This is a genomic window from Symbioplanes lichenis (assembly GCF_030709675.1).
Classification (GTDB): Bacteria; Actinomycetota; Actinomycetes; order Mycobacteriales; family Micromonosporaceae; genus Actinoplanes; species Actinoplanes lichenis.
The window spans coordinates 425,722-450,330 of the sequence record NZ_JAUZQD010000006.1; the positions used below are offsets into that span (position 1 = coordinate 425,722).

Sequence of the window (24,609 nt, forward strand, 5' to 3'; positions counted from 1 at the left end):
CGTTTGTCCAGATAGCCCCCTTACGAGCCCGCAGCCCGGCCCGCCGGCCGGTCCGCGGTGTGGCAGGCGGCGCCCTTGCAGGTGGTGTAGGCGGCCAGGGCGCGGTCCAGCGCGGCGGCCCGGTCGGGCTTCAGCGTCAGGGCGAGGTTCTTCAGCTGGTACGGATCCCGCGCCCGGTCGTAGTACTCGCGGAACCCGTCCTCGTACTTCACGTAGGTGAACGTGGGCGTGCGCAGCGCGTTGTACGTCACCGGATTGCCGCCCCGCGGCAGCGCGAGGTCCGGGTCGCCGATCTCGGCGTTCGGCCCGTGATGCTCGACCAGCGCCGCCGTCCGCCAGTCGCCCGGCCGCTCCCCCTTCAGCAGTGGTACCAGGCTGCGCCCGTCCACCTCGGCCGGCACGGCCACCCCGGCCAGCTCGTCGAACGTGGGCCGCAGGTCGACGTTCTGCGCGGGCAGGTCCACGGTGGCCGCCTTCGCGACGCCCGGGCCGGCGACGACCAGCGGGACGTGGACGTCGGTCTCGTACGCGGTCTGCTTGCCCTGGTTGAGCCGGTACTCCCCCATGTGCAGCCCGTTGTCCGAGCTGAACACGACAACCGTGTTGTCCGCGACGCCCGCCCGCGTCAGGGTCGCCCGCAGGTCGGCGATCATCCGGTCCACCGACTGGATCGACTGCGCGCGCTTGCGGAACGCCGCGTCCATGGTCGCCTGCTGCCCGGGGGTCAGCGGCTTGAGCTTGCTCACCCAGTGCGGCGCGCCCTCGGGCTTCGCGTCGTACGCCTTCGTCCGCGGCAGCTTCAGCCCCGGGAACGCGTTCACGTCCTGCGGCGCCGGCGTGTAGGGCAGGTGCGGCGAGAACGTGGCCACCTCGACCAGGAACGGCTGCCCCGCCGCGGCCGAACGCGTGATGAACTGCTGCGCCTTGCCACTGATCACCGTGGTCAGATAGTCCTGGGGCCGGTTGCCGTAGCGCTTGACGACACCGTTCTCGAGCAGCGAGTAGTTGTACTGGCTGTAGGAGCTGCCGGCCACGTACCACTCGGTCCACCCCGGCGGGACGACCTCCTTGCCCTTCTCGGGGTAGTAGGCGTTCATGTACTTCCCGAGCATCGCCGTGCGATAGCCGGCCCGCTGCAGATCCGTGGCGAACGTCGTCTTGTCGATCCCGTTGCGCACGAAGACCTTGTTGCCGCCTTCCTTGGGCCCGTTCGTGAACACGCCGGTGTTGTGCGCGTACATCCCACTGAAGATCGTCGCCCGCGACGGGCAGCAGAGCGAGTCCGTCACCGTGTACTGACTGAACGACGTGCCCTCCTGCTGCAGCTTCTTCACCTGCGGCAGATAGGGCAGCAGGTTCATCGAAAGATCGTCGACCAGCACCATGACAATGTTCGGCCGCTGCGACACAGCCGTCCGACCGGCCCCCTCCGACGAGGCGGACGGGCGCGGCGCGGGATCAGCGGTGCACGCGGACAGCGCGAGCACCGCCACGAGAGCGGTGAGGCAACGGCGAAGCATGCGGGAACGGTAGAACCCCCGCGCCACTACACCAAATCGGGCCGCCCGGCCCCTGTGGACAACACGAGTCACCGGCCGAGCAGCCGGTCGGCGACCGCGAGGAGGCGCTCGGTGGCCGGGTCCGGGAAGGCGGCCGGCTCCCCCCGCTCGTCCTTGACCAGCTCGCGCACCCCCGCCTCCATCAGCAGCTCGAGCCCCAGCAGCGGACGGGCCACCGCCGGATCCAGGCCCGGCTCGGCGTCGAGCCAGCGGGCCAGCACACGTTCCCCGCCCTCGGCGCCACCGGTCCGGGCCGCCCACCGCGCCGCGTCGAACTCCGCCGGCCCCACGTAGCCGCAGGCATCCAGGATCCGCAGGCCGCCGTCGCGCTCGCGAACGACGTTGCCGCCGCCGAGGTCACCGTGCAGGATCACCGGCCGATCGCTGGTCGTCAGCCGGTCCACCAGCCCGTCCTCGTCGGGCCGGATCGGGTACCCGTGGCGCCGGGCCGCCACGAGCACCCCGCCGAGATGGGTGCGCAGGGCGTCGCCGAGCCTCGGCAACCCCTTCCGCGCGCCGGCGTCCCCGGCGGCGTGGGCCCCGCTCATGATTCCGGCCAGCTCGGTGGTCAGGCTGTCGAGCGCGGGTACCGGTCCGCGGGCGACCGGCGCGGCGTCCAGGTGCTCCATGAGCAGCCAGCTGTGCGGATCGTCGCCGGCGTCCAGCACCCGGACGACGCGGACCCCGTGGTCGTGCCACAGCCGCTGGGCCCGCGCCTCGCCGGCCCGCACCCGCCCGTACGCCTTGAGCACGCCCCGTTCGAAGAGCAGCAGGAACTGCGGTTTGGCCTTCGGATAGCCGACCGGTCCCAGGAACCGGCCCAGATCCAGCCGCTCGCACAGATCGTGGACGGCGCGGGCGGCGACCCGGACCTCGTCGCGCTCGCTCGCGTAGATGTCGCCGCCGCCGGTGACCCGCCGGTCGACCCGCTCGATCTGGGCGGCGAGCAGCTCGTCGAGGGACTCGGTCACCGCAGCTTCCCGGCGATCTCGTGGAAGGCGGACTCGTACGCGTCGAACATGTCGTCGACAGCATCGCTCCAGACGCCGTCGGCCGCGCGGACGACGCGCGACGGCAGCTCGATCGTGTGAGTCAGCAGCGGTCGCTCGGCCGCGAGAGCGAGCAGGGCCTCCTGCTGGCGGGTCAGCATCCGGCGCATCGCCTCGGTGTCCGCGTCGCAGGGCCGGTTGGCGTCGACGCAGCACAGCCGGTAGGCGGCATAGTCGAGGGCACTGACACCGAGCACGAGCAGCACCACCGGGCCGGCGAAGTCGTGCACCCAGGCGCGGCCGCGCTCGTCGAGCAGGGCGTCCGGGTCGTCCGTCGCCCACACCATCGGCCCGGAGGCGGCCGGGGGCCCGCTCAGCACCTCGTGGGCCACGCCCGCGATCGTCGTCTTGAACTGGTCCGACGGCAGGCCGCGGAGCCCTTCCCGGGCGTGCAGGCGGGCGAGCTGGTCGAACGTGCTGAAGCCGTAGCCGAGCTCCCGGGCCAGCAGCGCCGCCACGTCGGGCGCCCCGGCGTAGTAGACCCCGGTGACCAGCACGGAGGGCACTCCCGGCCGGGGCACCGCGCGTACCCCGGGCGGCCGCATCTCCAGCAGGCCCGGATAGAGCAGGAGATCGGACATGCCCCGGAAGAGCGGCAGCGCGAGATCGGTGGAGTGCTCGCGGGACACCGGGATCAGGGCGCCGTCCATGATCCGGTCGACCTTCGCCCGTACTTGGGAGATCAGCTGCTCGGCGCGGCGGCCGGAGCGGCCCTCCGGCGCCTCCGCGAGCTGCCGCGGCACGACATAGATCTGATATTGGTACGGGTCCGGGCCGGGCCCGGCGGCCGTCCGCCCGCGACCCACCGGGGCCAGCACCACCACCGCGTCGACGGGATCGGGCGGTGCGGGCAGCAGCTCGCGCAGCATCCGCACCGCGACGTCGACCCCCTGCGGGCGCGGCTCCTGGGCGCCCATGCCGAGTATGTGCGCGAGCGCGCGGACGTGCTGCTGGTAGAGGGCGACGTTGAGCTCGCGGGCCGCCGCGGCCTCGAGGAAGACGGTCGGCGCCGGGCCCGGCGCGGGCACCATCTCGGTGGTCAGGGCGGCCGGGTCCTCGCCGAGGAACGCCGCGATCCGGCTCACCACGCCCGGGTCGCGGGGATGCCGCTCGGGCCGGGCCCGGTATTGGTAATAGGTCGCCCGGCTGACCTGGAGCTGCCGCAACAGATCCTCGACGGACATGTTGCGCTCGGTGCGGACGCGTTCGAGTCGCAGGAACCACGGCGACGTCACGATGCCCTCCCCAGTCTACTGACTAATAGACTTCGTATGCTCTTACATACATACAACGTCTACTCGTACCGTACTCCCTAGACAGCCTCACGGGGGGTGGGTGCGATGACCAGAGTTACCGAGACCGAACGGACCGGCGGGCGCCGGAGAGCGCTGACGGGCCTGCGCATTGCCGCCGCACTGGCGACGATCGTGAACGGGGTGCTCGCGGCGCAGGCGCTGCGGACCGAGGGGCCGACCTGGGGCTGGGCCCTGGCGGTGGCGGCCACGGTGCTGAATCTGCTGGTGCGGCGGCTGACTCAGGAGGCGCGGTTCCGCCGCCCGGCCCGGCGGGTCAGCCGGCCTGGGACAGGGCGAACGCCACGAGGAAGCCGGCGACCGTGATCAGGCCGATGAGCAGGTGGGCGTCCTCGAAGGCTTCCGGGATCATGGTGTCGGCGACCATGGCGAGGATGGCGCCGCCGGCCAGGGCGGTGATCGCGGCCAGCACGGCGTCCGGCGCCCCGCCCAGCACGGTGTAGCCCGCCACCGCGGCCAGACCGCTGATCAGGGCGATGCCGGCCCACAGCGTGAAGACGTACCGCCGGGTGCGGCCGGCGTGACGCATGCCGGCCGCGCTGGACAGGCCCTCCGGGACGTTGCTGATGAAGACCGCGGCCACGGTGACCACGCTGATCGCGCCGCCGCCGAGCAGGCTGGTGCCGATCACAATTGATTCCGGTACGCCGTCGAGCAGCGCGCCCAGCGCCAGCGCCGTCCCGGAGCCGCCCTGCTCCGCCTCGGACGGCTGCTGCTTGCCGGAGCGCTTGCGGTGCCGGGCGCCGCGCCGGGCCAGCAGCACGTTGCAGCCGGTGTAGACGACGGCGCCGCCGACCGCTCCCAGCGCCGTGGGCAGCAGACCGGCCTGCTCGTCGGCCTCGGCGAAGAGTTCGAACGCGACGGCCGACAGCAGCACGCCGGCGCCGAAGGCCATGATCGACGCGATGACCCGCTGCGGGATCCGGGCCAGGTAGCCGAGCGCGGCCCCGACGAGCAGAGCGGATCCGGCGAGCAGTCCCCAGCCGCCGGCTTGCAACCATCCAGGCATGCCGCCGCCTTTGCCCCCCAGCGGCTGCATCAAACAGCTTTCCCGCTCAGGCCGGGCTGCGCAGCGGGCCGTACGCCTCCCGGTACGAGCGCGGCCCGAGTGCGGGCAGCACGAAGTCGCGCAGCCACGTCGGCACGCCGGCCGCCTTGGCGAACCGGTCCGTCGCGGCCTGCACATGGTCGACCCGCGCCCGCCGGCGCTGTTCGAAGCGAGCGCCCGCGGTGTCCCAGTCGCCCTCCGCCAGCAGCTCGGACAGCACGAGAGCATCCTCGGCCGCCAGCGCGCACCCCTCGGCCCACACCGGCGCGGTGGCGTGGGCGGCGTCACCGACCAGCACGCAGCGGCCCCGGCTCCACGAGGGAACGCGCACCTCCTCGACCGGCGAGTGGTAGAGCGAGCCGACATTGCCGAGCACCGTGCGCACCGGCTCCGGGTAGTCACCGAACGTGTCGTGCAACCACGACGCGTCGGCGCCGATCGGGCCGCCGCGGGTGGCGGACGCGTACCCGTACACCTGGTGGTCGTCGACCGGGATCAGCAGGATCGTGCCCGCGGCGCCCGACCACACGATCCAGCAGTCGACCCCCGGATTGGGGGCCATGAAGCGCCAGCTGGCCGCGCTGAGCACGGCCTCGCGCACGCCGTCACCGCCGAAGACCGAAGAACGGACAGCCGACCGTACGCCGTCCGCGCCGGCCACGAAGCCGTACGTGGCCGTCTCCCCGGTGCCGAAGGTCACCTCGGCGCCCCCGGTCGTCGCCCGCACCGAGGTGACCTCCGCCGTCCGGGGCGTGACGTCGAGCCCATCGGCCAGCAGATCGTGGAGATCGGATCGGAGCACGCACCGCGGCCGCGCCCCCGCACCCCAGAAGGCGTCCTCGTCGACCCGGAAGAGCAACCGCCCGCTCGCCGCCCGATATTCCCGGCGCCCGGTCGGCCGCCCCACCTTGGCCAGCCCGTCACCGACCCCGAGCGCCGTCAGCGCCGTCACCGCGTTGCCGGGCAGATTGATCGCCAGCCCGCCGCCCGCCCCGGGGTTGCGCTCGACCAGGTCCACGGCCACTCCCCGCTGCCGCAACCCCCGCGCGAGCGCCAGCCCCGCGATGCCGCCCCCGGCCACGAGCACCCTGTCGTCCGTCATGACCCCACCCTGCCCGAGCCCGCGCCCGGGGCGAAAGCCGACTGTCCTTGACCGGTCCGAACGGGCGCTCCCCTGTGTTCACCCGGACGCCCCGCCTGTCCTGACCCCATGGCCGAGGCCCGGCTTCGACGGCTACGAGGAGCTGCTCGCCCGCCTCGGCCCGCACACCACCGGGAAGTCGTGCCTCCATCTGAAGCGCCCGGCCGCCGTCGACGAGCAGGCCCTGCGTGAGCTGGTCACCGCGGCCTTCCGCCACCTCGACGGCCGCACCCTCACGGCCTGACGCGCCTACCGGATCGACCCGGCGCGGCCGGACATGCGCGCCTCGAGGCCGTCGAGGACGACGTCGAGCCCGCCGTCGAAGCGGTCCTCGACGAACTGGTGCCGCAGGCCGGCCACCGAGCGCAAGCCGTCGAGCCCGTGGCCGACCACGGTGTCGCGCAGGTAGTCGTCGATGCCCGGGTGCCCGGCATAGGGCGTCAGCACCCCGCGCGCCGGGTTGAGGGCGTAGCCGGCCACGAAGTTCTTGACCGTGCCGACCGCGAGCGTCACGTCCGCCGGGGTCAGGCGCGGGGTGATGCCGGGGTCGGTCAGGGCGACCACATGGTCGTTCCAGTGGCGCAGCTGTCCCGGTCCCGGCAGGGTTCCGGGATGGCCCAGCGCGTGCACGAACCACGGGTGGGCCTGATAGATCTCCAGCGTGTCGCGGCCGATGGAGCGCAGCCGCGCCCGCCAGTCATCACCGATCGGGGCCGGGCGACCGGCGAAGATCCGGTCGACCATGAGCTCGACGAGCTGGTCCTTGGTGTCGACGTACCAGTAGAGCGACATCGCGGTGATGCCCAGCTCGGCGGCGACCCGGCGCATCGACACCACGGCGAGCCCGTCCCGGTCGGCCAGGGCGACCCCGGCCGCCGCCAGGTCGTCCTGGGTGAAGGCCTGCCCCCGGGCGGACCGGGGCGTCCGCGCGGGCCGCAACCACACTGAGCCGGTCGACATAGCTCCCGACTCTAGTGAGCACGCCGAACGTCATGTTGCCATACAGCGTATGGCAACATCGGCCGGGAGGCGTTACAGTGCGCCATACGCCGTATGGCAAGTTGCCCCATCGAGTCGAGGACGGTCATGAACGAGCCACGTCTGCACGCCGAGCGCCTGACGTTCTTCAGTGACGCCGCCGCCGCGATCGCGTTGACGCTGCTCGTCCTCCCGCTGATCGAGCTGGTCCCCGAGGCCGTGGAGAATCACGAGTCGCCGCGCGAGCTGATCACCGGCAACCTCGTGCCCTTCGGCAGCTTCGCACTCAGCTTCTTCGTGATCTGGCGCGTCTGGACGGTGCACCACCGGCTGTTCGACCGGGCCGAGGCGATCGACACGCGCGTCGTCCGGATCAACTCGCTGTGGCTGCTCTGCGTGGTCCTCCTCCCCTTCCCCGCCGAGCTGGTCGGCGCGTACGGCGACGAGCCGCTGGTCATCGCCGTCTACATCGGCGTCCTGCTGGCCTGCAGCGGCACGTTGACCGCCCTGGCGATCGCGCTGCGCCGCACCAACACCGCGGCGTCGGCGCCCGGCCGGGCGAGCCTCGAGCCGCTGGTGGGCAACGCCGTGTGCCTCACGCTGGCCTTCGTGCTCGCCCTGACCGTGCCCGGCGCCGGCTACTGGCCACTGCTGCTGCTCCTGCTCGACGGTCCCACCCTGGCCCTCGTACGCCGGAAGCGGTCCAAGGCAGCGGCAAGCTAGCGGAAGACTCGACGGGCCCGCCCCGGCCCCTCGTACGCCGGAAGCGGTCCAAGGCAGCGGCAAGCTAACGGAACAGTCGCAGCGGGACGGCGCCGGCCATGGCCCGCATGCCGGCGTCGTTCGGGTGGAGGTGGTCGCCGCTGTCGTAGGCGGGGAGCATGCGCACCGGCTGGGCCGGGTCGCGGACGGCGCGGTCGAAGTCGGCCACGGCGTCGTACTCGCCGCTCGTGCGGATCCAGCGGTTGAGCGCCTGCCGCGTGGCCTCGCGCTCGGCGGTGTAGTAGCCCGGGATCGTCGTGTCGCCGAACGGGGTCAGCGTGCCGCCGTAGATGCGCAGGCCGTGGTCGTGGGCGCGGGCGATCAGCTGGCGGTGGGCGAAGATCAGCTGGTCGAGGGTGACCGCCTCGTCCGCCGGGGAGGTCGAGCCGGGCTGGCCGATGTCGTTGATGCCGAGCAGCACGATGACGTGGCGGACGCCGGCCGGGGCGAGCACGTCCCGGTCGAAGCGCCGCAGCGCGCTGTCGCCGAAGAGCGGGCCGATGCCGGAGAAGTCCGTACCGGGCAGGGTGTTGCCGTCGTGCAGCAGGCGGTTGCCGCCGATGCCCTTGTTGAGGACGGGCAGCCCGGGCCGCCGGGCGGCCAGATAATCGGGCCAGCGGTGGTTGGCGTCGGTGGTGGTGCTCGACCCGTCGGTGATGGAGTCGCCGAAGGCCACGACCGCGCCCGGTCCGGCCGGGGCGGTGACGCTGACGTCGGAGAGGAAGTACCAGGACGTTGTCGTGGCAGCACCGGGCAGGTCGGCCGCCCCGGCCTGGTTGCCGGCGGCGACATAGTTCGTCTGGAACGCCGAGTTGTGCAACGTGGACGCCACCGTCCGGCGCGGCAGGTGGATGCTGATCGCCACGTCGGACCGGGCGGGAACGGCCAGCGGCACGGGGTCGCTGACCACGGGTGCGCCCGGCGGCACGGTGACCGAGGCGTGGCCGCCGAAGGTGAGCGGCCGGTCGGTGCCGGCGACGATCCGGGCGCCGGCGTCGCGGCGGGCGACGCGGGCGGCGCTGATCTCGAGGGGTGCGCTGCCGTGCTCGTTGGACAGCCGCACCCGCAGCGTGCGGCCGGCGACGCTGGTGTGCACGATCTGGCGCAGGGTCTGGTCGGTGAAGACGGTCTCGGCGACCGGCGCGGTGGCGGCGCCGGTCACCGCGGTGGCCCAGGTGCCGGTCCAGGCCTCGGCGGTACGCCCGCCGGCGCCGGCCGATCCGGTGAGGGTGAGGGCGGCGAGGACCCCGGCCGCGACGACCCCGGCCAGGTGACGCTTGACGTTAAGAGTCATGCCTCCACCCCAGCCGCGCCGCCGCGTCCCGTCAATACATCGACGCCTCTGAATCTTCAGACGACGGCAACGAGCGCCCGGCCGGACAGCCCGAGCCCCACGACGACGATCAGGGCCGCGGTGACCGGCGGCGCCACCGCGCTCCACCGGACGAGCCGCCCCGAGAAGCGGTCCCGCACCCGGACCAGGACCAGCCCGGCGGCGGTCAGGGTGGCGGCCATCCCCAGCCCGTACGCGAGGACGAGCAGCACCCCGAAGACGGTACGCCCGAGCGCCACCGCCCCGAGCAGCACGACCAGCGCGGACGGGCTCGGCACGAGTCCCCCGGCGACACCGAGCCCGGCGAGCCCCCACTTGCCCGGCCCGTGCTCGTGGTCGTGGTCGTGGTGATGCTCGTGGTGATGTTTGTGCTGGTGGCGGTGGCGCAGTGCCGCCCGCAGCGCGCCCAGGCCGACCGCCGCCACGAGCACGCCGCTGACCAGGCCGAGCCAGCCGAGCACCAGCTCCCCGGCCACCCCGGCGGCGAGCGTCAGCACGAGTCCGAGCACCAGGACCGCGGCGGTGTGGGTGGCGGTCACCGTGGCCCCGACCAGCAGCGCGTCCCGGGGCCGGCCCCGGCTCCCGGCCAGATAGGCCGCCATCACCGTCTTGCCGTGCCCGGGCAGCGCCGCGTGCGCCGCGCCGAGCAGCAGCGCCAGCAGCACGGCGAGCAGCCCCACGAGTGGGGTCAGCCGGTCGCCGCCGACGAGCCCGTCCAGCCGATGCGCGGCCGCCGCCAGCAGGCCCGGAGACGACGAGGCGACGGGCGCGGCGGCCGGGGCGGCACCGGATCCGGGCGCCGCGGTGAAGCTCGCCGACCGTACGTCCGGCGGGGACGCCAGCGGATCGGCTGGGTACCGCCGCAACTCGTCGCTCACGCTCGTCGCCGGCAGCGGCGATCCGGTCAGCGCCACGCCGGAACCCGTCGCGACCAGCTCGCGCCAGCCGATGCGGTCGTCCCGGAACCGGAAGTCGACGGTGACCGGCACAGATCCCCGGATCACGGCCACTGCGGACAAACGACATTCCACCCTGCTCGTACGCAACCCGCCCGCCCCCGGCGCGGACGACGGCGACTCGCTCTCCACCGTCCAGGCCGCCGGCGCGCCGTCCACGGTCACGGTCAGCGCGGCGACCACCTCGCCGCACGTGGCGGCCGGGTCCTGCACCGTCGGCAGCTCGGCCAGGTCGACCACGGCCAGCGCGTCGATGCGGTCCTGGTGCAAAGTCAGCCCGGCGTAGCGGTTGACGGAGAAGTTGCCGAGCGGGTGGGCGGCGGCCGGTCCCGCGGGCCAGAGGACGGCGGCGACAGTCACGGTCATGACCAGGACGATGAGGCGTCTCACGGTTGTCCCCCCAGGGCGGCCAGGGCGCGGGCCGCGGTCGGACCCTCGACGGGCGAGAAGAACGGGTTGAGGCTCTGCACTCGCGACAGCTGAGCGCGGGCGGTGCCCCGGTCGCCGAGGGCCAGCGCGATCAGGGCGAGGTGGTAGGCGTACCCGGCGTTGCGGGGGCCGAGGGCGACGGCCCGGCGCGCGTAAAGCAGGGCCTCCCGATCGCGTCCCGCGGCGTGCAGAGCGTGCCCGAGCACGTCCGCGACCTCGGCGAACGGCCGCCGGCGCCACTCGGACCGGGCCGCTGTCACGGCCGCCCCGGCGTCACCGCGGGCGAGGGCCAGCAGGGCCGCGGTGAGGTCGTCGCGACCGCCGTGGGCCACGAAGATCCGATGCGCGGCGGACGCCAGGGCGACCTGCCGGTCGGCTTCCGCCGTACGGCCGGCCACGCGCAGCAGGTCGGCGTACTCCAGAAGGATGTCGGGGGCCGGCGTGCGCGCGGCGACCGCAGCCGCATCGGTCAGCGCGGCGCCGACGTTGCCCGTCGCGACGGCCACCCGGGCCCGGCCGCGGTGCAACGGCTGGTAGGACGGGTCGGCCGCGAGCCCGGCCTCGTACTCGGCGGCCGCGGCGGACAGGTCGCCGGTGGACCGCGCGAGATCGCCCAGCTGGTTGCGGCAGAACGCGATGCCGGCCGGCTCCACGGCGGCGGCCAGGGCGCGGCGCATGAGGTCGGCGGCCTCGGCGAGGCGGCCGCGCTGTTCGAGATCATAGGAGGCCCGGGCGTACGCCGGGAGCCCCGGCCGCAGGTCGAGCATGCGCTGGACGGCGGCGGTGGCGGCGCTCGCGTGGCCGAGCTGGGTCTCGGCGTCGGCCAGCACCCCGTACGCGTCGGCGTCGTAGGCGTTGAGGCGCAACGCGTCCCGGGCGTGACCGCGCGCGGCGGCGAAGTAGTGGCGGGCGTTGGCCAGGGCGCCGAGCCCGACCGCGGCGTCGGGGTTGTCGGCGGGCCGGACCCGCACCGAGCGGCGCAGGGCGGCCTCGGCGAGCGGATAGCGGCTGGGGTCGCCGGTGACGCGGGCCTGCTCGACGTACGCGACGCCCAGCTCGGCCCACGTCCGGTAGTCCCCGGGCAGCCGCCGCAGCCGGTCCTGCGCGCGGGCGATCGTGGCCGCGAGCGGGTCGCCCGAGGCCGGGGCCGCGAAGGCCCCGGCCCGCTCCGGCGTCGCCGCGTCGCGCAGTCCCACCACACCACCGACGGCGAGCATCGTGCCGGCCGCGACAGTGACCGTCACGACGATCCGGAGAGAACGACGCATGATGTCAGTCCGCCGAGGTCCAGCGGCGGCGGAGCAGCCACCACCACGTCGTGACGATCAGCAGCAGGCCGGTGGCCCCGGCGCCGCCCGCGATCAGGGCCTTGTCGACGTCACTGAGCCCGGAGGACTCGGCCGCCGGCACGAGACCGATCGGGCCGCCCGCCCGCAGCTTGCTGGGAGTCGCACTCGTGGACGAGTCGCCGCCCTGGTTCGGCAGGGCCACGTACGGGAACGAGTCGCCGAAGTCGTTGTCGTTGACGTCCACCTTGTCGCCGGCCGCCAGCGCGTCGACCAGCTTGCCGCTCTGCGCCGCGCCCTCGACCGCCTGGATCGAGATGTCGACGGCGTCGTCGGCCAGGCGCCGCCCGTTCGGGAAGCCCTGCAGGTCGCCCTTGAGCACGCCGAGCCGGTCGGGCTGATCGGTGACGGGCACCCCGAGGTTGAGCCGCAGCATCTCCGACGGCCGGAACGCGCCGGGATCGACGTCCTGGTTGTTGAGCTGCGAGTTGAGGTCGGCCTTGATCGGGCCCTTGGCCTTGGTCGTGATCCCGGTCAGGAAGATCTCGACGAGGTCGTTGCGCGGCGTCTTCGGCGCCTTGATCTTGTAGATCTTCTCGATGAGCCGGGCGAGCTCGGGATCGGTGACGCGCTTGACGACGGCCGGGATGCCCGCGTCCTTGTCCGGCGAGATCGAGTTGAAGGCGTCCTTGAGCCCGGCGGGCACGACGACCTCGTTGACCAGCGGGTTCCCGAGGCGCGACACCTGCACCCCGCTGCTGCGGCCGGGGGCCTTGTCGTTCTGGCCGGTCATGCGTACGCGATTGCGCTCGGTCGTGGTCCACACCCCGATGACCGGGTTGCGCTTCGCGTCGCCGCCCAGCGCGACGTCCTTGAAGGGCACCTGCACCGCGAGCGTGTTGACGTTGTACCCGGCGAGCGTGTCGCGGCCGGTCTCACCCAGGTCGCCGCCGTAGAGCAGATCGAAGACGCGCAGGTCCAGGAAGAACGGGTCGTCGGCCTGCCCCGCGAAGAGTTTCCAGCCGCCGTCCAGATCGACGGTCGCCTGGTCCCGCAGCTTCTGATAGTCCGGGAACGACGCCGCCCCGACCCGCGACGGCGCGACGGGTGCGTCGGCGATCCGCGTGCGGAACGGCCCGCCGCCGAACGACGTCTCGAGCGTGTACGTCTGCTTGAACAGCAGGTTCTTGTCGTCGAACGACGTGACCGGGCCGTCGTTGTAGAGGAACGTCTTGGTCCCCCGCTTGTCGATGTTCTTGAACGTCCAGCGGAACACCGAATCGGCCTTGGCGTCCCCGTCGCTGTCGACATTGATCAGGTATGCGGCATCGGTCGCGAACGGATAGAAGTTGGGCCCGCCGTCCGGATCCTCGAACGGGATCCAGTTCGCGAGCAAAGTCACGTAACCGGGGCGGTCGGGGCTGACGAAGGCGTACAGGTCGGTGTTGTCCGCGGCCGGGTCGCTCGCGATGAGCGGCGCCTCACGGTGGCTCGAGGCGACGGACGTCGCGGGCCCGAGCCCGGCGACCGCCACGACAAGCGCTACCGCCCCCGCCGCCGCGAGTCTTGCTCTGTGCTCCATGGGAATCCTCCCCCTTCTTGTGGGAAGGACTTCGCGCTCGCGGCCGGGCCGGATGGTGAACGACTCGGCTTTGGCACATCATGGGCCCGGCCGGGGCATGTCGAGATCGCTGCCCCGGCTCCGACCCCGCTGCGCAAGCACCGATCCGAGGAGAACACCCATGCCCCAGTACGCGGTCCTGATCCACAGCGGCGGCACCGGCGCTGTCGCCGACCACGACGAGTACGCCCGGGAACTGATCGCCGACGGCACCCTGGCGGCCGCCTTCGCCCTGGCCGAGACCGCCACGTCGATCCGCGACGGCCAGGTGACCGACGGCCCGTACGCCGAGACCAAGGACGTCGTCGCCGGCTTCTTCATCCTGGAGGCGCCGGACCTGGCGACCGCCGTGGCGATCGCGGAGCGCAACCCCGAGGTCCGCCACGGCGGCGGCGTCGAGGTTCGCCCGATCACCGGCGCCTACACGGTGCGGGACCCGGGCGTGAAGTCGCCGAAGGACTGATGCCAGGACCTCGACGGGCCGGTAGTGCGCCGTGTAGAGCGTCCGCGAACCCCTCCTCGTCGACGGCTCGGTCGAGCGGCGGCTTCAGCATCGCCGCCACGTCCACGCCCGCGGCGCGGATGGCGCGCAGCCGCTCCGGCGTCCGCAGGGCCCGTTCCTGCTCGTCGGTCACCGGCAGATGCTGGTGATTGGCGGCGCAGCCGCCGCTTGCCCGAGCGGACGCCGTACGGCTCGGCGCGCAGCACCGTTGTTGTCGATGACGGCTGGTCCGCTGCCGGGGCTGCGGATCAGTTCGGGCCGGCCTGGCTGAGGACGGCGTAGACGACGATGTTGTCGCGATAGTGGCCCGCATTGTTGTCGAACTCGCCGCCGCAGGTGATCAGGCGTAGTCCGGCGTGGTTGATGGGGCCGTAGACGGCGTCGGACGGGAAGCGGTCCTTGGCGTAGCGTTCGGTCTTGGCCACGGTGAAGACGGCGATGGTGCCGTCTTTGCGGGCGATGGTGATGGTGTCGCCGCGGGTGAGGTCGGCGAGGTGGGCGAACGTGCCCGGTTGTTTCTTGTAGTCGACGTGGCCGGCGAGGACGGCGGGGCCGAGCGCTCCGGGTGTCGGGGCCTTGGTGTACCAGCCGACGGTCTTGGCGTCGGTGGGGACCTGCATGCTGCCGTCGGATTGTTGGCCGAGGCCGATGACGGGCACCTCGACGTGCAGGGCCGGGATGCTGATCCGGGTGGGTGGTGAGGTCGCCATCAACGGTCCGGTGGTCAAGTCGCTGCCCGTGGTATCCGGACGGGGTGTGCCGGTAGTTGTGTCGGGAGCCGCGGTGGGGACCCCGGCGGCCTCGGGTGGCTCGGTCGTGTGCCGAAGAGCAGCGGTGGTGATGAACGCTGCGCCGATGATGGCGAGGACGGCGGTGACCGCCAGCAGCGCGAAGCGCGTGCGGCGGCCACCGGTCGTCGGCGAGGTTCCGCCGTCGGTCATTTCAAATCAGCTCCGATCACGCAGCTCGCGCGGGGCGACGAAGGAGCGCCGGCGGCTGATCACGAACGCGCCGATCGCGCCGAGCAGGGCCAGGCCGCCGAAGCCGTACAGCGGGGCGGTGCTGCTGCGGGTGCTGCCGTCTCCGGTGGCGACCCCGCCCACGGGAACGGAGCCGGCGGCCGCGCCGGAGACCATGCCGCAGTTGGCCGGGTCAGTGGCTTCCTCCGGGATACCGCTCAGGCCCGCGGACTTCGCCAGCGTCGACTCCCCCAGCGCGTCCATGTCGTACTTGCCGTTGTTGTTGGCGTCGATGCCGTGTTCGACGACGTGCAGGTCCTTGAGGTGCTCGAGGGTGCCCTTGGGCAGGTCGGCGGCGGCGATGGTGCGGTCGTAGGACAGGTTGCCCTGGGCGTCGGCGGTCGGCATCCGGTCGACGGCCAGGCCGCTGGCCTTGGTGGTGTCGCCCTTGGTGGTCAGCGAGACGAAGATGTCGCCGTACATCGGGACGCCTTCCTCGGTGGTGAGGTAGCCGTCGCCGTCCTTGTCGGCCGACATGTCGGGGCAGTGGAAGTCCATGCCGTCAGTGGATCCGTGCATGTGCTGGGCGTGCGGCGAGTTGGGGACCAGACCCTTCGAGCGGATGCTGACCTTCAGGTCGCCGTTGTCCATCGCGGTCAGCGTCGCGGTGCCGGTGGAACCGGACTTGTTCAGCGCGTCGAGCCGGACGTGGACGCTCTCGTCGGCGAACGCGGCCGTGGGTGCGGTGAGCAGGATGGCGGCTGCGGCCGGGACGGCCAGCAGGGTTCGGCGTAGCTTCACGATTCTCTCCCTTGTCGATCGTTGTCATCAGGGATTCGGAACGGGCGATGCCGCAGACGGGTCAAATATCGAAAGACATTGTTAATCCGGCTCTTTTCACCGTCACGGTGCCGGAACAGCCCAGGTTGACGCGGTCACCAGCGGATCCCGGAAAGTGGCCAGTAGCGCACGCTGACGGCGTAGTTGAGAGGTCCAGTCACGGTCTTGGGTGGTCCATGACAACTCGAACGGGCGGGCGCCGCCGGCAGGCAGCAGTATCCGGCGGGTGTGCAGCCGTGGCCCGCTCGGCGGCTGCCATGAATATTCCCAATCGGCTCCGCCGCCGGTCACCAGCAGCACACCCATGGCGACTTTCCGGTATCCCGGCAGTGTGCCGCGGGTGAGGGCGGCTTGTTCGGCGTTCTGCCAGTGCTGCAGCGGGTCTTCCGCCGTGGCGGATGGGCTGCTGACCGTGAATGTCACGGAATCGTCGGGCGCCCGGAGGCAGACGAGGGACTTCATCTGTGAGCGGGTCCAGCCCTCGGGTGTGGCGACCGCAAAACCGGCCGGGTCCCGGTATGCCCGCCACCCGGGCGGAACAGCACCGGCAGCAGGCTCTGCGGATGGCGTTGTCAGCGGTTGCCGGTCAGCCGGATCGCAGGCACTGATCGCGGTAGTCGCCGAAGCGGCGGGATCGGCCACGCTGCGAACTGTCGTCTGCCGTCCCTCGTCTCGGTTCAGGGCCACGACTGCACTGCCCGCGGCGAGCAGCACAGCGGCGACACCCAGTCCGACGACCGACCGCCTGCGGCTTGAGCGCGGTCGGGCCTGCTCCTGCGCCGCAGTGGCCGAGGCCGGTCGCGGTGGTGCCACTGGGACTCGGGCGGCAACGACGGCGGGGCGGAACCGGACGTCGTCGGGTGGCCGGCGCGGAGCCGGGACCGCCGAGACGCCCATCGCGCGGTGCGTGATCGTTTGCAAGGATTCATGGGCTTGGCCTGCGGTAACTCGCGCCGCCGGGTCGCGCACCATCAGCGCGGCGATGATCGGGTGCAGCGGACCCAGATGCTGCGGCGGGTCCGGTTCCTCGACCAGAGCCGCGGCCAAGGACTCCGCGATGCTGGAGCGGTCGAACGGGGGGCGCCCTTCCACCGCGGTATACAACGTCGCTCCCAGCGACCACAGATCACCGGCCACGCTCGACGGGTCGCTACCGCGCAGCCGTTCCGGTGCGACGTAGTGCGGCGATCCGAGCAGCGGCGCGGTTTGTGTGCCATCGCCGACCGCGGCTGCGGTGTCCAGAGTGGCCAGGCCGAAGTCGGTGAGCATGATGCGGCCGTCGGCGGCCAGCAACACGTTCGCCGGTTTGACGTCGTGGTGCACCACCCCCGCAGCATGGGCCGCCCGCAGAGCTTGCAGGACCGCCACGCCGATGCGGGCTGCGTCTTGGTGTGGCAGCGGCCCGTCACGGGTCACCCGTTGCTGCAGCGACTCGGATTCGACATATTCCATGACGATCCAGGTGCGGCCGGTTACCTGCAGCACGTCATAGATGCGTACGACGCTGGGATGCTCCAGCCGGGCCGCCGCCCGCGCTTCTCGCATGGTCGGCAGCTGCGCGATCCGACGGTCGGCGACCGGCGACGCGGCAGGAGGCAACAGTTCCTTCACGGCCACCAGCCGGTCGAGGACTTCGTCGCGGGCCCGCCACACCCGGCCCATGCCGCCGGACCCGATCAGCGCCAGCAGACGGTACCGGCCGGCCACCGTCAACATGCCTCTGGGGCGAGCCGTGCCTACTTCGCTGTCGGAGTCCATGCCGCACCGCCCGTCACCGCTGTCGCATCCACCACGGTGGTTCGGAGCGGCCCGGGTTCCGGCTTGGTCTTCGATGCACTCGTGTCGCACGTGCTCGGCGACAGGTCCGGCTGGGTCAGGTCAGTGTCACCAGGGCGTCGAGCGGAGTCGTCGGCGTGGTCGACCCGGGTGCGGGCTCGACGGTCACACCGACCGCGGAGGCACCGGGAAGGCCTTCGACGATCTGTACGGCCGTGGACTCGCCCTCGGTGAGCGCCTTGGCCGAGGTCGGCGTTTCCGAGCGAATGGTCCACAGCTGGTAGATCCGGCCCCGGGCCGGCGCGTCGTCGGCAGCCAGCATGATCACTCCGGCGTTACGCAGCCGGGACACAGCTACCGTCACGCGGCCGCCGCTGGTCAGCGGCTGTTCGCGGAGGGTCAGATCGGGGGCGGCGAGAATCGCCCGGATACGCGCTTCGCTGTCCTGCGCGGCCTCGGCGATCGACTGCTCCTGACGTACGCGCCGGTCTTGAACGGCATAAACCGCCGTGCCGGCCGCCATTGCGGCGACGACCGCGGCGGCCGCGGTGATCAGCCGCACGCGGCGTGGCTGATCGATCCGCCCGATCCGGGCGGGCACCGGATCCGGGCTCGAGGGGGCGAGCTGCCGGGTGTTGCTGATCTGGGCCAGGACGCTGTCCCGCAGTCTCGGGGGCGGCACCGACCAGGCGCCATCGGCCAGGCGCGACGCTGTCTTGCGAAACTCATCAGCGTCGCTGCGGCAGTCGGAGCAGTCCCGCAGGTGCCGTTCGAACGCGGCGCGCTCGAGGTCGTCGAGCGCGTCCAACGCGTACGCCCCGACCAGGGAGTGGATGTCGGCCGTCATGCGGTCACCGCCGTGGACAGACAGTCCCGCAGCCGGATCAACCCGTCACGCATCCGGGTCTTCACCGTCGGCACCGGCGCTCCGAGCAGCTCCGCCACCTGCGGATAGGAGCGCCCTTGGTAGTAGGCGAGAGTGATGGCTTCACGTTGCAGGTCGGTCAGTGCGTCCAAGCAGCGGCGTACGTCGCGAACTTCCTGACGTGTCGCCGCCTCGTCGGCCACGACGTCGTAGGCGGTGTCGACCGACGCCGCGCCGACTCGGACGGTGCGGTCCGCAGCGGCCTGTTCGGATCGCACCCGGTCCACCGCCCGGCGGTGCGCGATTGTGAGAATCCATCCGGTTGCCGAGCCCCGGGCCGGGTCGAACCGGGCCGCCGCCCGCCACACCTCCACCATCACCTCCTGCGCGACATCCTCAGCGTGACCGGCATCGCGCAACACCCTCCGGACCAGGCCGTACACGCGCGGCGCGACCAGGTCGTAAAGCCGCGTGAACGCCTCCCGGTCGCTACGCGCGACCGCCGCGAGCAGCGTGTCGATCGCAGGCGGCGGATCCGGGTCGGTCACCGGTGCCAGGTGCGGCCGGCTGCCGGGATGACGCTCTGCCATGGTCGTCTGCCTTCCGCCGTGGACAAGGCCGTCACCGCCGTCTACTGCTCCTCGTCGCGGCCAGGGTGCTGGTCCTTCGTATGACCGGCAGCATACGGACCCCCACCGGCGGAACCTATCTGCCGCCTCCGGCGAGCAGCCGGCTGCCGCGGATCAGCCGCGTCCGTCGGCGGGTCTTCACGCGCATCACGGCCGGGCCGCTCAGGACGGGTCGCTTCATCGGACATAACGCCTCCCACAATTCGCCGCTGCCTCCGGTGGGCGGCACCAGCAGTCGGCTACCCGCGTAACCGTCCTTTACTCCACTCGCTGAGTTCCCCCGTTTCGACGGAGAGGGCACAAAGACCCGCAAGGCTTCGCTGTGAGCGGGCACCTGGCCAGTTCGGTGTCACCTACAAGGGTTCGGCGCGCCGGTCTTCACTCCCAGCGGTATCACTCAGAGGGACTTCACGCTCACCGTCGACGAGCAAGGTGGTCCCGCCAAGCTTGTGGTGACGCTGGTGCCGCCGCCTGATGTCATCGAGGCCGGTCCAGACGCACTGCTCGACGCAGTGCACGAGTGCCTCGGGGACGCGTGGCAAGGCGCGTGAGGTGACCTGGGCGAAACGGCCGGGGGCTTGGGGCGGATGAGCTGACGCTCCCGCCGCCGCGTTGCTGGATCACCGCGACCGACGCGAGGACAAGGACACCGCCCGCGAGCTGGGCAGGGGTGAGGGACTCGACCAGGGTCAGCGCCGCCAGGGCGGTGGTCACGACGGGTTCGAGGGTGGAAAGGATTGCCGCGGCGGAGGGGCCGATGCGCCCGAGGCCGGCGAAAAAGGTCAGCATCGCCACAACGGTCGAGATCACGGCGATGCAGGCCAGCCAGAACCAGCCGCGCGGGGCGAAATCGGTGCCGACGCCGCCGGTGACCGCGGCGCGGACGGCGAACGAGGCCGCCGCGCCCGTCATGACCAGGGCGGACAGCACCACAGGGGCGACCCGGTGCACGACGGTGTCGGCCACCAGGATGTAGGCGGTGTAGACGACGGCCGCGGCGCCGGCGAGGGCTGTGCCAGCCGGGTCGAAGGTGCCGCCGCCGGCCCCGAGGAGGACCAGCAGGGTGCCGGCCGAGGCGGCTACCAGGGCGAGGGTCCGGCGCCGGGTGAGGCGGTCGCGGCCGAGCAGGACGGCGGCCACGGTCACGAGGATCGGATAGGTGTAGAGGATCAGGGAGAGCAGCGAGGCGTCCATCCGTTGCAGGGCGGCGAAGAAGAGGCCGGCCTGGAGGGCGTACCCGACAGCTCCCAGGCCGATCGCGGTGACCAGCACCCGGCCGCGGGCCGCCGGGCGCCGCAGCTCCGGGCGGGCCAGCAGGACCAGGCCGAGCAGCGCGGCCGCCAGCGTGAAGCGCACCAGCAACAGGGCGCCGGGCGTGACCCCGGCGTCGTACGCGAGCTTGCCGAAAATCGCCATCGCACCGAAGCACGCGGCGGAGACGAGACACAGAACCGCACCCATGAGGGCGAGCATGCGGCACCGCACCGTTCGGGACCAGCGATGAATCCCGTACCGTATTCGTTAGGATTCTCGCATGGTCGAGCTGGACCTCCGGCGGTTGCGCTTTCTGCGCGAGTTCGAGGAGCGGGGCACGCTGGCCGCCGTCGCCACGGCGCTGGGCTACAGCCCGTCGACGGTCTCGCAGCAGCTGGCCCTGCTGGAGAAGGACGCCGGCACCCCGCTGACCGAGCGGGCCGGGCGGGGGCTGCGCCTCAACGACGCCGGGCGGGTGCTGGCCCGGCACGCGCGGATCCTGCTGGCGGCCGCGGAGGCGGCGGAGGCCGACCTGGCCGCACTCGGGGGTGAGGTCCGGGGCACGGTTCGCGCGGGCGGGCTCCAGTCGGCGGCCCGGCGCATCCTGGTCCCGGCCGTGGCCCGGATGGCGGCGGACCATCCCCGCGTACGCCTGGAAATGTCGGAAATCGAGCTGGAGCAAGCGCTGCCCGGCCTGCGCCTGGGTGCCGTGGATCTGGTCATCGGCGACGAGTACGACGGGCATCCGCGGCCCCGCCCCGCCGGAACGCGCTTCGCCACCCTGCTCGAGGAGCCGCTCAAGGTGGTTCTGCCGGCCGGGCATCCGCTGGCCGGACCGGGCGGGCCCGTGGCGATCACCGCCCTGCGGGCCGAGGTCTGGACCGCCTCCGACGCCGGCACCGGGCACCACGCCATGGTCCTCGGCGTCTGCCGGTCGATCGGCGGCTACGAGCCCGACCTGCGGCACCTCTCCAGCGACGCGGACATCCAGCTCGAGCTCGTCCGGGCCGGGGTCGCCGTGGCCCTGATGCCCCGGCTGACCCTTCCGGCCGCCGATCCCGCCGTCGCCGTCCGTGACCTGGCCGGCGCCACCCTCGCCCGCCGCCTGATGGTCGTCACCCGGGACACCCCGCCGTCGCCCGCGCTCGCCGCCTTCCTGACCGTGGTGACGGACCAGGCACGCCGGACGGGCACCTCGGACGAGCCACATCGGACGTAAGTCGGTATCGATCTTTGCGGGGCGGGCGTAGCGTCCGCAACATGACTGTATGGAGAAACAAGCGTCTATCCGCCGCCGTCGCGGCCGGGGCTGCGGCGCTGGTCACGGTGGCCGGGGCGACGCCGGCGCAGGCGACATACGGCACGCCCGGTGCGCCCGGGCTGGGCGACAGGCTCTATCCGCTGCTCGGCAACGGCGGGTACGACGTGCGGGACTACGCGCTCAGCCTGCGCTACCCGGCGAAGGACCCGGCCCAGACCATCACCGGTACGGTGACGATCTCGGCGGTGGCGACGCAGGCGCTGTCCCGCTTCGATCTGGACTTCGGGGGCGGCTCGGTCGGCGCGGTGTCGGTGAACGGGCACGCGGCCCGCTTCACGCGCACGGGCGACGAGCTGGTGATCACCCCGCGGCAGGCGCTGCGGAAGGGCAAGCGGTTCACCGTCACGGTCAGCCGGTTCACCGCCACGCCGGTGCAGGCCAACGCCGACTCGCCGGTCGGCTTCGTGACCACCCCGGACGGGACCGTGCTGGCGGGACAGCCGGACACGTCGCACCTGCTCTTCCCGAGCAACGACCACCCGCGCGACAAGGCCACGTACACGATCTCGCTGACCGTGCCGAAGGGCTGGACGGCGGTCGCGAACGGCCGTCACGTCCGTGACAAGACGAGCGGAAACGCGGTGACGTCGACGTACCGGGAATCGGCGCCGATGGCCAGTGAGCTGGTGCAGGTCGTCGCCGGCGACTACGTCGTGCAGAAGCGCCCGGCCGCGGGCGGCGTGCCGATCCGCGACGTCGTGCCGCGCCGGTTCGCGAGCACCCTGCTGCCCAAGGCCGACGCCGAGCGCTCCCAGGTGACCTGGATGCAGGGCAAGGTCGGCAAGTACCCGTTCGAGAACTACGGCTCGCTGGTCATCGACGCCAACCTCGGCTTCGCGCTCGAGACCCAGACCCTGTCGCTGTACGACACGGGGCTGTTCGCCCGGCCCGCGTACGTGCTCAATCCGATCATGACCCACGAGCTGGCCCACCAGTGGTTCGGCGACAGCGTCGCACCGTACGAGTGGAGCAACGTCTGGCAGAACGAAGGCCACGCCACCTGGTACGAGCTCGTCTACGCCGACGAGAAGGGCTACCTCCAGCAGTACGCCGGAGCACCCGACCTGGACACGTACTTCAAGGGTGTCTACGCCTCCGGCGACCGTTACCGGTCAACCTACGGCCCGGTGGCCGCGCCCCTGCGCTCCGACTCCATCTGGGACGTCTTCAACCCCAACGTGTACGACGGCGGCGCCCTCGTCCTCTACGCCCTCCGCCAGCAGGTCGGCGCGGCGACATTCCAGCGCATCGAACGGGCCTGGGTCACCAAGTACCGGGGCAAGTCCGCGTCCTCGGCCCAATTCGTGGCGCTCGCCTCGCAGGTGGCCCAGCGTGACCTGCGCGGCTTCCTGAACGCCTGGCTCTACGGCACAAAGACGCCCGCCATGCCCGGCCACCCCGACTGGACCGTCACCCCGGCCACAGCGCCCGTACCGGCCGCAGTCGTCCGCAGCGAAGCTTCCACGGGCGCCCGGCTCCAGCGCCTCGGAGCCGGCACCCACTGATCCGACGACCCGTCAGCGAGCACGGCCGGCGTGGCGCCGGCCGTGCTCACTGCGGCCCCGTCCGAACACGCGGATCCGGGTGGCACACTCGCCTCCCGGCGCTTGAGATACGCCCTCGCATCTGCCACGCTCCGAGTCGCCCCAAGCCAGTCCCAGGCAGCGTCCCGCAGCTCACGCTGCACGATCAACCCGCTCGTCGGCAGTGCCGCGCCCGCAAGGCGCTGACGTGTCAGTGGTAGCCGGTCTCGGCCCTCAGCCGCCACGGATGATGACCGCCATGATTTTCCTCAGCCAGACCGAGGCCGACTTGGTGTGCGACGGGCAACTGGCCGAGCCAGGGTTTCGTCCCCACCCTCGACCGCTGACCCTCGCCGTTGAGGAACGGCTCTGAAGTCACCCCCACTCAACACACCTCGATGCGTCGAGATGGCGAACGCTCACGCCACCAGGTCGCTGGTCAGCGATTTCACGTCGGCTGAGCCGCCGGTGAGCGCCCCGGTCGGGCTTGGTGAGGCACAGGCCGAGGGTCCCGTAAAGGTCCTCTCTGGACATTGTCCGAGGTGGTGGGGAGGATGCGGAGTATGACGGAGGCGGGGATCGACACGACCCGGCCGAGCAGTGCGCGGGTTTGGAACTACCTGCTCGGCGGCACGGACAACTTTGAGATTGACCGGGTGGTCGGGGACCAGATCAAGGGCTCGTTCCCGGAGATTGTGGTCGTGGCGCGGGAGCAGCGGCGGTTTCTGCGGCGTGGGGTGACGTGGCTGGCTCGGGAGGCGGGTGTGCGGCAGTTCCTTGATATCGGGACCGGGCTGCCCGTTGAGGGGACCACGCATCAGGTGGCGCAGGCCGTGGCACCCGATGCGCGGGTCGTCTACGTGGACAATGATCCGCTGGTGCTGGCGCATGCACGGGAGTTGTTGACGAGTACGCCCGAGGGGGCGACCGCGTACGTGAACTCGGACGTCGAGGATCCGGCCCGGATTGTGCGGGAGGCGGCGCGCACGCTGGACTTCTCGCGACCGGTGGCGCTGACGATGCTGGGGATTCTCGGGAACGTGGCGGACTACGCCGAGGCGCGCACGATCGTGGATCGGTTGCTGGGGGCCGTACCCTCGGGCAGTTATCTGATGGTGGCCGACGGGACGGCGACCAGTGCGGGCATCGTCGAGGGGCAGCGGCGGGCCAATCGGGCCGGGCATCCCTATCATCTGCGCAGCCCGGAGCAGGTGGCCGGCTATCTGAGCGGGCTCGAGCCGGTCGAGCCGGGCGTGGTGCCGACGCCGCACTGGCGACCGGAATCCCCTGTCGCGGACGCCGTCACGGACGGGTGGTGCGGAATCGGTTTGAAGCCGTGAGGGGGTGTGTCGTCGGACACGAATCCTTCATTGGGCCGTCATCGGGCGGCGAAAGCACGTAGCGTGGATCGCTGCCCTGGGCAGCTCGTCGATGTGCGCGCCGCGGGCCTGAAGCCGACCCGTGA

At 72.0% G+C, this 24,609-nt stretch carries 22 protein-coding genes; 6 read left to right on the forward strand and 16 right to left on the reverse strand.

Annotated elements, in window-relative coordinates; all coding sequences use genetic code 11:
- Window positions 1-20: 20 nt before the first annotated feature.
- The 5 genes from RAN62_RS17320 to RAN62_RS17340 all read right to left on the reverse strand — a co-directional run bounded on the left by RAN62_RS17320 (window position 21) and on the right by RAN62_RS17340 (window position 6,071).
- Window positions 21-1,520, reverse strand: a complete 1,500-nt coding sequence (locus tag RAN62_RS17320) for a sulfatase family protein (RefSeq protein WP_305785692.1) — start codon at window positions 1,518-1,520, stop codon at window positions 21-23.
- Between the two features lie 68 nt (window positions 1,521-1,588).
- Window positions 1,589-2,530 carry a phosphotransferase gene (locus RAN62_RS17325; RefSeq protein ID WP_305785693.1) on the reverse strand — a complete coding sequence of 314 codons (942 nt, stop codon included), beginning with the start codon at window positions 2,528-2,530 and terminating at the stop codon, window positions 1,589-1,591.
- A complete protein-coding gene (locus RAN62_RS17330; protein WP_305785694.1) occupies window positions 2,527-3,843 on the reverse strand; it encodes a helix-turn-helix domain-containing protein in 1,317 nt (438 codons plus the stop codon). Before RAN62_RS17330 ends, RAN62_RS17325 begins: the two co-directional genes overlap by 4 nt.
- A 334-nt stretch (window positions 3,844-4,177) precedes the next feature.
- Entirely contained in the window at window positions 4,178-4,930 is a 753-nt protein-coding gene (locus RAN62_RS17335) for a ZIP family metal transporter (protein WP_305785695.1), read from the reverse strand.
- 46 nt (window positions 4,931-4,976) lie between these two features.
- Window positions 4,977-6,071, reverse strand: a complete 1,095-nt coding sequence (locus RAN62_RS17340) for an FAD-dependent monooxygenase (protein ID WP_305785696.1) — start codon at window positions 6,069-6,071, stop codon at window positions 4,977-4,979.
- On the opposite strand from RAN62_RS17340, the gene RAN62_RS17345 reads away from it, so the two are divergent.
- Window positions 6,070-6,354 (forward strand): hypothetical protein, encoded by a 285-nt coding sequence (locus RAN62_RS17345; protein WP_305785697.1) that lies wholly within the window; start codon window positions 6,070-6,072, stop codon window positions 6,352-6,354. The two genes, RAN62_RS17340 and RAN62_RS17345, sit on opposite strands and share 2 nt — an antisense overlap.
- A 5-nt stretch (window positions 6,355-6,359) precedes the next feature.
- Here RAN62_RS17345 and RAN62_RS17350 read toward each other — a convergent pair whose 3' ends face one another.
- Window positions 6,360-7,070: a TetR/AcrR family transcriptional regulator gene (locus tag RAN62_RS17350; RefSeq protein ID WP_305785698.1), complete on the reverse strand. Its 711-nt coding sequence runs from the start codon at window positions 7,068-7,070 to the stop codon at window positions 6,360-6,362.
- Between the two features lie 126 nt (window positions 7,071-7,196).
- Between RAN62_RS17350 and RAN62_RS17355 the strand changes: the two genes are divergently transcribed.
- Window positions 7,197-7,811 carry a TMEM175 family protein gene (locus RAN62_RS17355; RefSeq protein ID WP_305785699.1) on the forward strand — a complete coding sequence of 205 codons (615 nt, stop codon included), beginning with the start codon at window positions 7,197-7,199 and terminating at the stop codon, window positions 7,809-7,811.
- A 64-nt stretch (window positions 7,812-7,875) separates the two neighbouring features.
- On the opposite strand, the gene RAN62_RS17360 is transcribed toward RAN62_RS17355, so the two are convergent.
- Genes RAN62_RS17360 through RAN62_RS17375 form a run of 4 tightly spaced genes read right to left on the reverse strand, consistent with a single transcriptional unit; the run spans window position 7,876 to window position 13,436 of the window.
- Window positions 7,876-9,144, reverse strand: a complete 1,269-nt coding sequence (locus RAN62_RS17360; RefSeq protein WP_305785700.1) for an SGNH/GDSL hydrolase family protein — start codon at window positions 9,142-9,144, stop codon at window positions 7,876-7,878.
- Window positions 9,145-9,200: 56 nt separating this feature from the next.
- Window positions 9,201-10,529, reverse strand: a complete 1,329-nt coding sequence (locus RAN62_RS17365) for an urease accessory protein UreH domain-containing protein (RefSeq protein ID WP_305785701.1) — start codon at window positions 10,527-10,529, stop codon at window positions 9,201-9,203.
- Window positions 10,526-11,836 (reverse strand): tetratricopeptide repeat protein, encoded by a 1,311-nt coding sequence (locus tag RAN62_RS17370; protein WP_305785702.1) that lies wholly within the window; start codon window positions 11,834-11,836, stop codon window positions 10,526-10,528. The genes RAN62_RS17365 and RAN62_RS17370 overlap by 4 nt, the downstream gene beginning before the upstream one ends.
- A gap of 4 nt (window positions 11,837-11,840) precedes the next feature.
- The gene (locus RAN62_RS17375; RefSeq protein ID WP_305785703.1) at window positions 11,841-13,436 is read right to left on the reverse strand and encodes a DUF4331 domain-containing protein; all 1,596 of its coding nucleotides are present in this window, start codon (window positions 13,434-13,436) and stop codon (window positions 11,841-11,843) included.
- 160 nt (window positions 13,437-13,596) lie between these two features.
- Here RAN62_RS17375 and RAN62_RS17380 point away from each other — a divergent pair, with 160 nt between their 5' ends.
- Window positions 13,597-13,938 carry a YciI family protein gene (locus RAN62_RS17380; protein ID WP_305785704.1) on the forward strand — a complete coding sequence of 114 codons (342 nt, stop codon included), beginning with the start codon at window positions 13,597-13,599 and terminating at the stop codon, window positions 13,936-13,938.
- Between the two features lie 287 nt (window positions 13,939-14,225).
- Here the strand turns inward: RAN62_RS17380 and RAN62_RS17385 are convergent, their stop codons facing one another.
- The 6 genes from RAN62_RS17385 to RAN62_RS17410 form a co-directional block, all read right to left on the reverse strand.
- Window positions 14,226-14,918: a class F sortase gene (locus RAN62_RS17385; protein WP_305785705.1), complete on the reverse strand. Its 693-nt coding sequence runs from the start codon at window positions 14,916-14,918 to the stop codon at window positions 14,226-14,228.
- Between the two features lie 6 nt (window positions 14,919-14,924).
- Window positions 14,925-15,737 carry a GVDTG sorting domain-containing protein gene (locus RAN62_RS17390; protein ID WP_305785706.1) on the reverse strand — a complete coding sequence of 271 codons (813 nt, stop codon included), beginning with the start codon at window positions 15,735-15,737 and terminating at the stop codon, window positions 14,925-14,927.
- Window positions 15,738-15,839: 102 nt separating this feature from the next.
- A complete protein-coding gene (locus RAN62_RS17395; protein WP_305785707.1) occupies window positions 15,840-17,534 on the reverse strand; it encodes a serine/threonine-protein kinase in 1,695 nt (564 codons plus the stop codon).
- A gap of 115 nt (window positions 17,535-17,649) precedes the next feature.
- Window positions 17,650-18,399, reverse strand: coding sequence for an anti-sigma factor (locus RAN62_RS17400; protein WP_305785708.1), 750 nt, complete (start codon window positions 18,397-18,399; stop codon window positions 17,650-17,652).
- Window positions 18,396-18,965: an ECF RNA polymerase sigma factor SigK gene (gene sigK, locus RAN62_RS17405; protein WP_369077171.1), complete on the reverse strand. Its 570-nt coding sequence runs from the start codon at window positions 18,963-18,965 to the stop codon at window positions 18,396-18,398. Before sigK ends, RAN62_RS17400 begins: the two co-directional genes overlap by 4 nt.
- A 558-nt stretch (window positions 18,966-19,523) precedes the next feature.
- Window positions 19,524-20,507, reverse strand: coding sequence for a DMT family transporter (locus RAN62_RS17410; RefSeq protein WP_305785710.1), 984 nt, complete (start codon window positions 20,505-20,507; stop codon window positions 19,524-19,526).
- Window positions 20,508-20,580: 73 nt separating this feature from the next.
- On the opposite strand from RAN62_RS17410, the gene RAN62_RS17415 reads away from it, so the two are divergent.
- From RAN62_RS17415 to RAN62_RS17425, 3 genes are all read left to right on the forward strand, one after another.
- Complete coding sequence (locus RAN62_RS17415) at window positions 20,581-21,519, forward strand: LysR family transcriptional regulator (protein ID WP_305785711.1); 939 nt, start codon at window positions 20,581-20,583, stop codon at window positions 21,517-21,519.
- Window positions 21,520-21,560: 41 nt separating this feature from the next.
- Window positions 21,561-23,126 carry a M1 family metallopeptidase gene (locus RAN62_RS17420; RefSeq protein WP_305785712.1) on the forward strand — a complete coding sequence of 522 codons (1,566 nt, stop codon included), beginning with the start codon at window positions 21,561-21,563 and terminating at the stop codon, window positions 23,124-23,126.
- Between the two features lie 581 nt (window positions 23,127-23,707).
- Window positions 23,708-24,484 (forward strand): SAM-dependent methyltransferase, encoded by a 777-nt coding sequence (locus RAN62_RS17425; protein WP_305785713.1) that lies wholly within the window; start codon window positions 23,708-23,710, stop codon window positions 24,482-24,484.
- The last annotated feature ends 125 nt before the right edge of the window (window positions 24,485-24,609 follow it).

What these genes read in the sequence shown, in the direction of transcription:
- RAN62_RS17350 (WP_305785698.1), bottom strand. Translation starts at nt 7,070, where the DNA reads ATGTCGACCGGCTCAGTGTGGTTGCGGCCCGCGCGGACGCCCCGGTCC.
- RAN62_RS17420 (WP_305785712.1), top strand. Translation starts at nt 21,561, where the DNA reads ATGACTGTATGGAGAAACAAGCGTCTATCCGCCGCCGTCGCGGCCGGG.
- RAN62_RS17370 (WP_305785702.1), bottom strand. Translation starts at nt 11,836, where the DNA reads ATGCGTCGTTCTCTCCGGATCGTCGTGACGGTCACTGTCGCGGCCGGC.
- RAN62_RS17380 (WP_305785704.1), top strand. Translation starts at nt 13,597, where the DNA reads ATGCCCCAGTACGCGGTCCTGATCCACAGCGGCGGCACCGGCGCTGTC.
- RAN62_RS17320 (WP_305785692.1), bottom strand. Translation starts at nt 1,520, where the DNA reads ATGCTTCGCCGTTGCCTCACCGCTCTCGTGGCGGTGCTCGCGCTGTCC.
- RAN62_RS17425 (WP_305785713.1), top strand. Translation starts at nt 23,708, where the DNA reads ATGACGGAGGCGGGGATCGACACGACCCGGCCGAGCAGTGCGCGGGTT.
- RAN62_RS17355 (WP_305785699.1), top strand. Translation starts at nt 7,197, where the DNA reads ATGAACGAGCCACGTCTGCACGCCGAGCGCCTGACGTTCTTCAGTGAC.
- RAN62_RS17385 (WP_305785705.1), bottom strand. Translation starts at nt 14,918, where the DNA reads ATGACCGACGGCGGAACCTCGCCGACGACCGGTGGCCGCCGCACGCGC.
- RAN62_RS17400 (WP_305785708.1), bottom strand. Translation starts at nt 18,399, where the DNA reads ATGACGGCCGACATCCACTCCCTGGTCGGGGCGTACGCGTTGGACGCG.
- RAN62_RS17415 (WP_305785711.1), top strand. Translation starts at nt 20,581, where the DNA reads ATGGTCGAGCTGGACCTCCGGCGGTTGCGCTTTCTGCGCGAGTTCGAG.
- RAN62_RS17410 (WP_305785710.1), bottom strand. Translation starts at nt 20,507, where the DNA reads ATGGGTGCGGTTCTGTGTCTCGTCTCCGCCGCGTGCTTCGGTGCGATG.
- RAN62_RS17345 (WP_305785697.1), top strand. Translation starts at nt 6,070, where the DNA reads ATGACCCCACCCTGCCCGAGCCCGCGCCCGGGGCGAAAGCCGACTGTC.
- RAN62_RS17360 (WP_305785700.1), bottom strand. Translation starts at nt 9,144, where the DNA reads ATGACTCTTAACGTCAAGCGTCACCTGGCCGGGGTCGTCGCGGCCGGG.
- RAN62_RS17335 (WP_305785695.1), bottom strand. Translation starts at nt 4,930, where the DNA reads ATGCCTGGATGGTTGCAAGCCGGCGGCTGGGGACTGCTCGCCGGATCC.
- RAN62_RS17375 (WP_305785703.1), bottom strand. Translation starts at nt 13,436, where the DNA reads ATGGAGCACAGAGCAAGACTCGCGGCGGCGGGGGCGGTAGCGCTTGTC.
- RAN62_RS17395 (WP_305785707.1), bottom strand. Translation starts at nt 17,534, where the DNA reads ATGGACTCCGACAGCGAAGTAGGCACGGCTCGCCCCAGAGGCATGTTG.
- RAN62_RS17340 (WP_305785696.1), bottom strand. Translation starts at nt 6,071, where the DNA reads ATGACGGACGACAGGGTGCTCGTGGCCGGGGGCGGCATCGCGGGGCTG.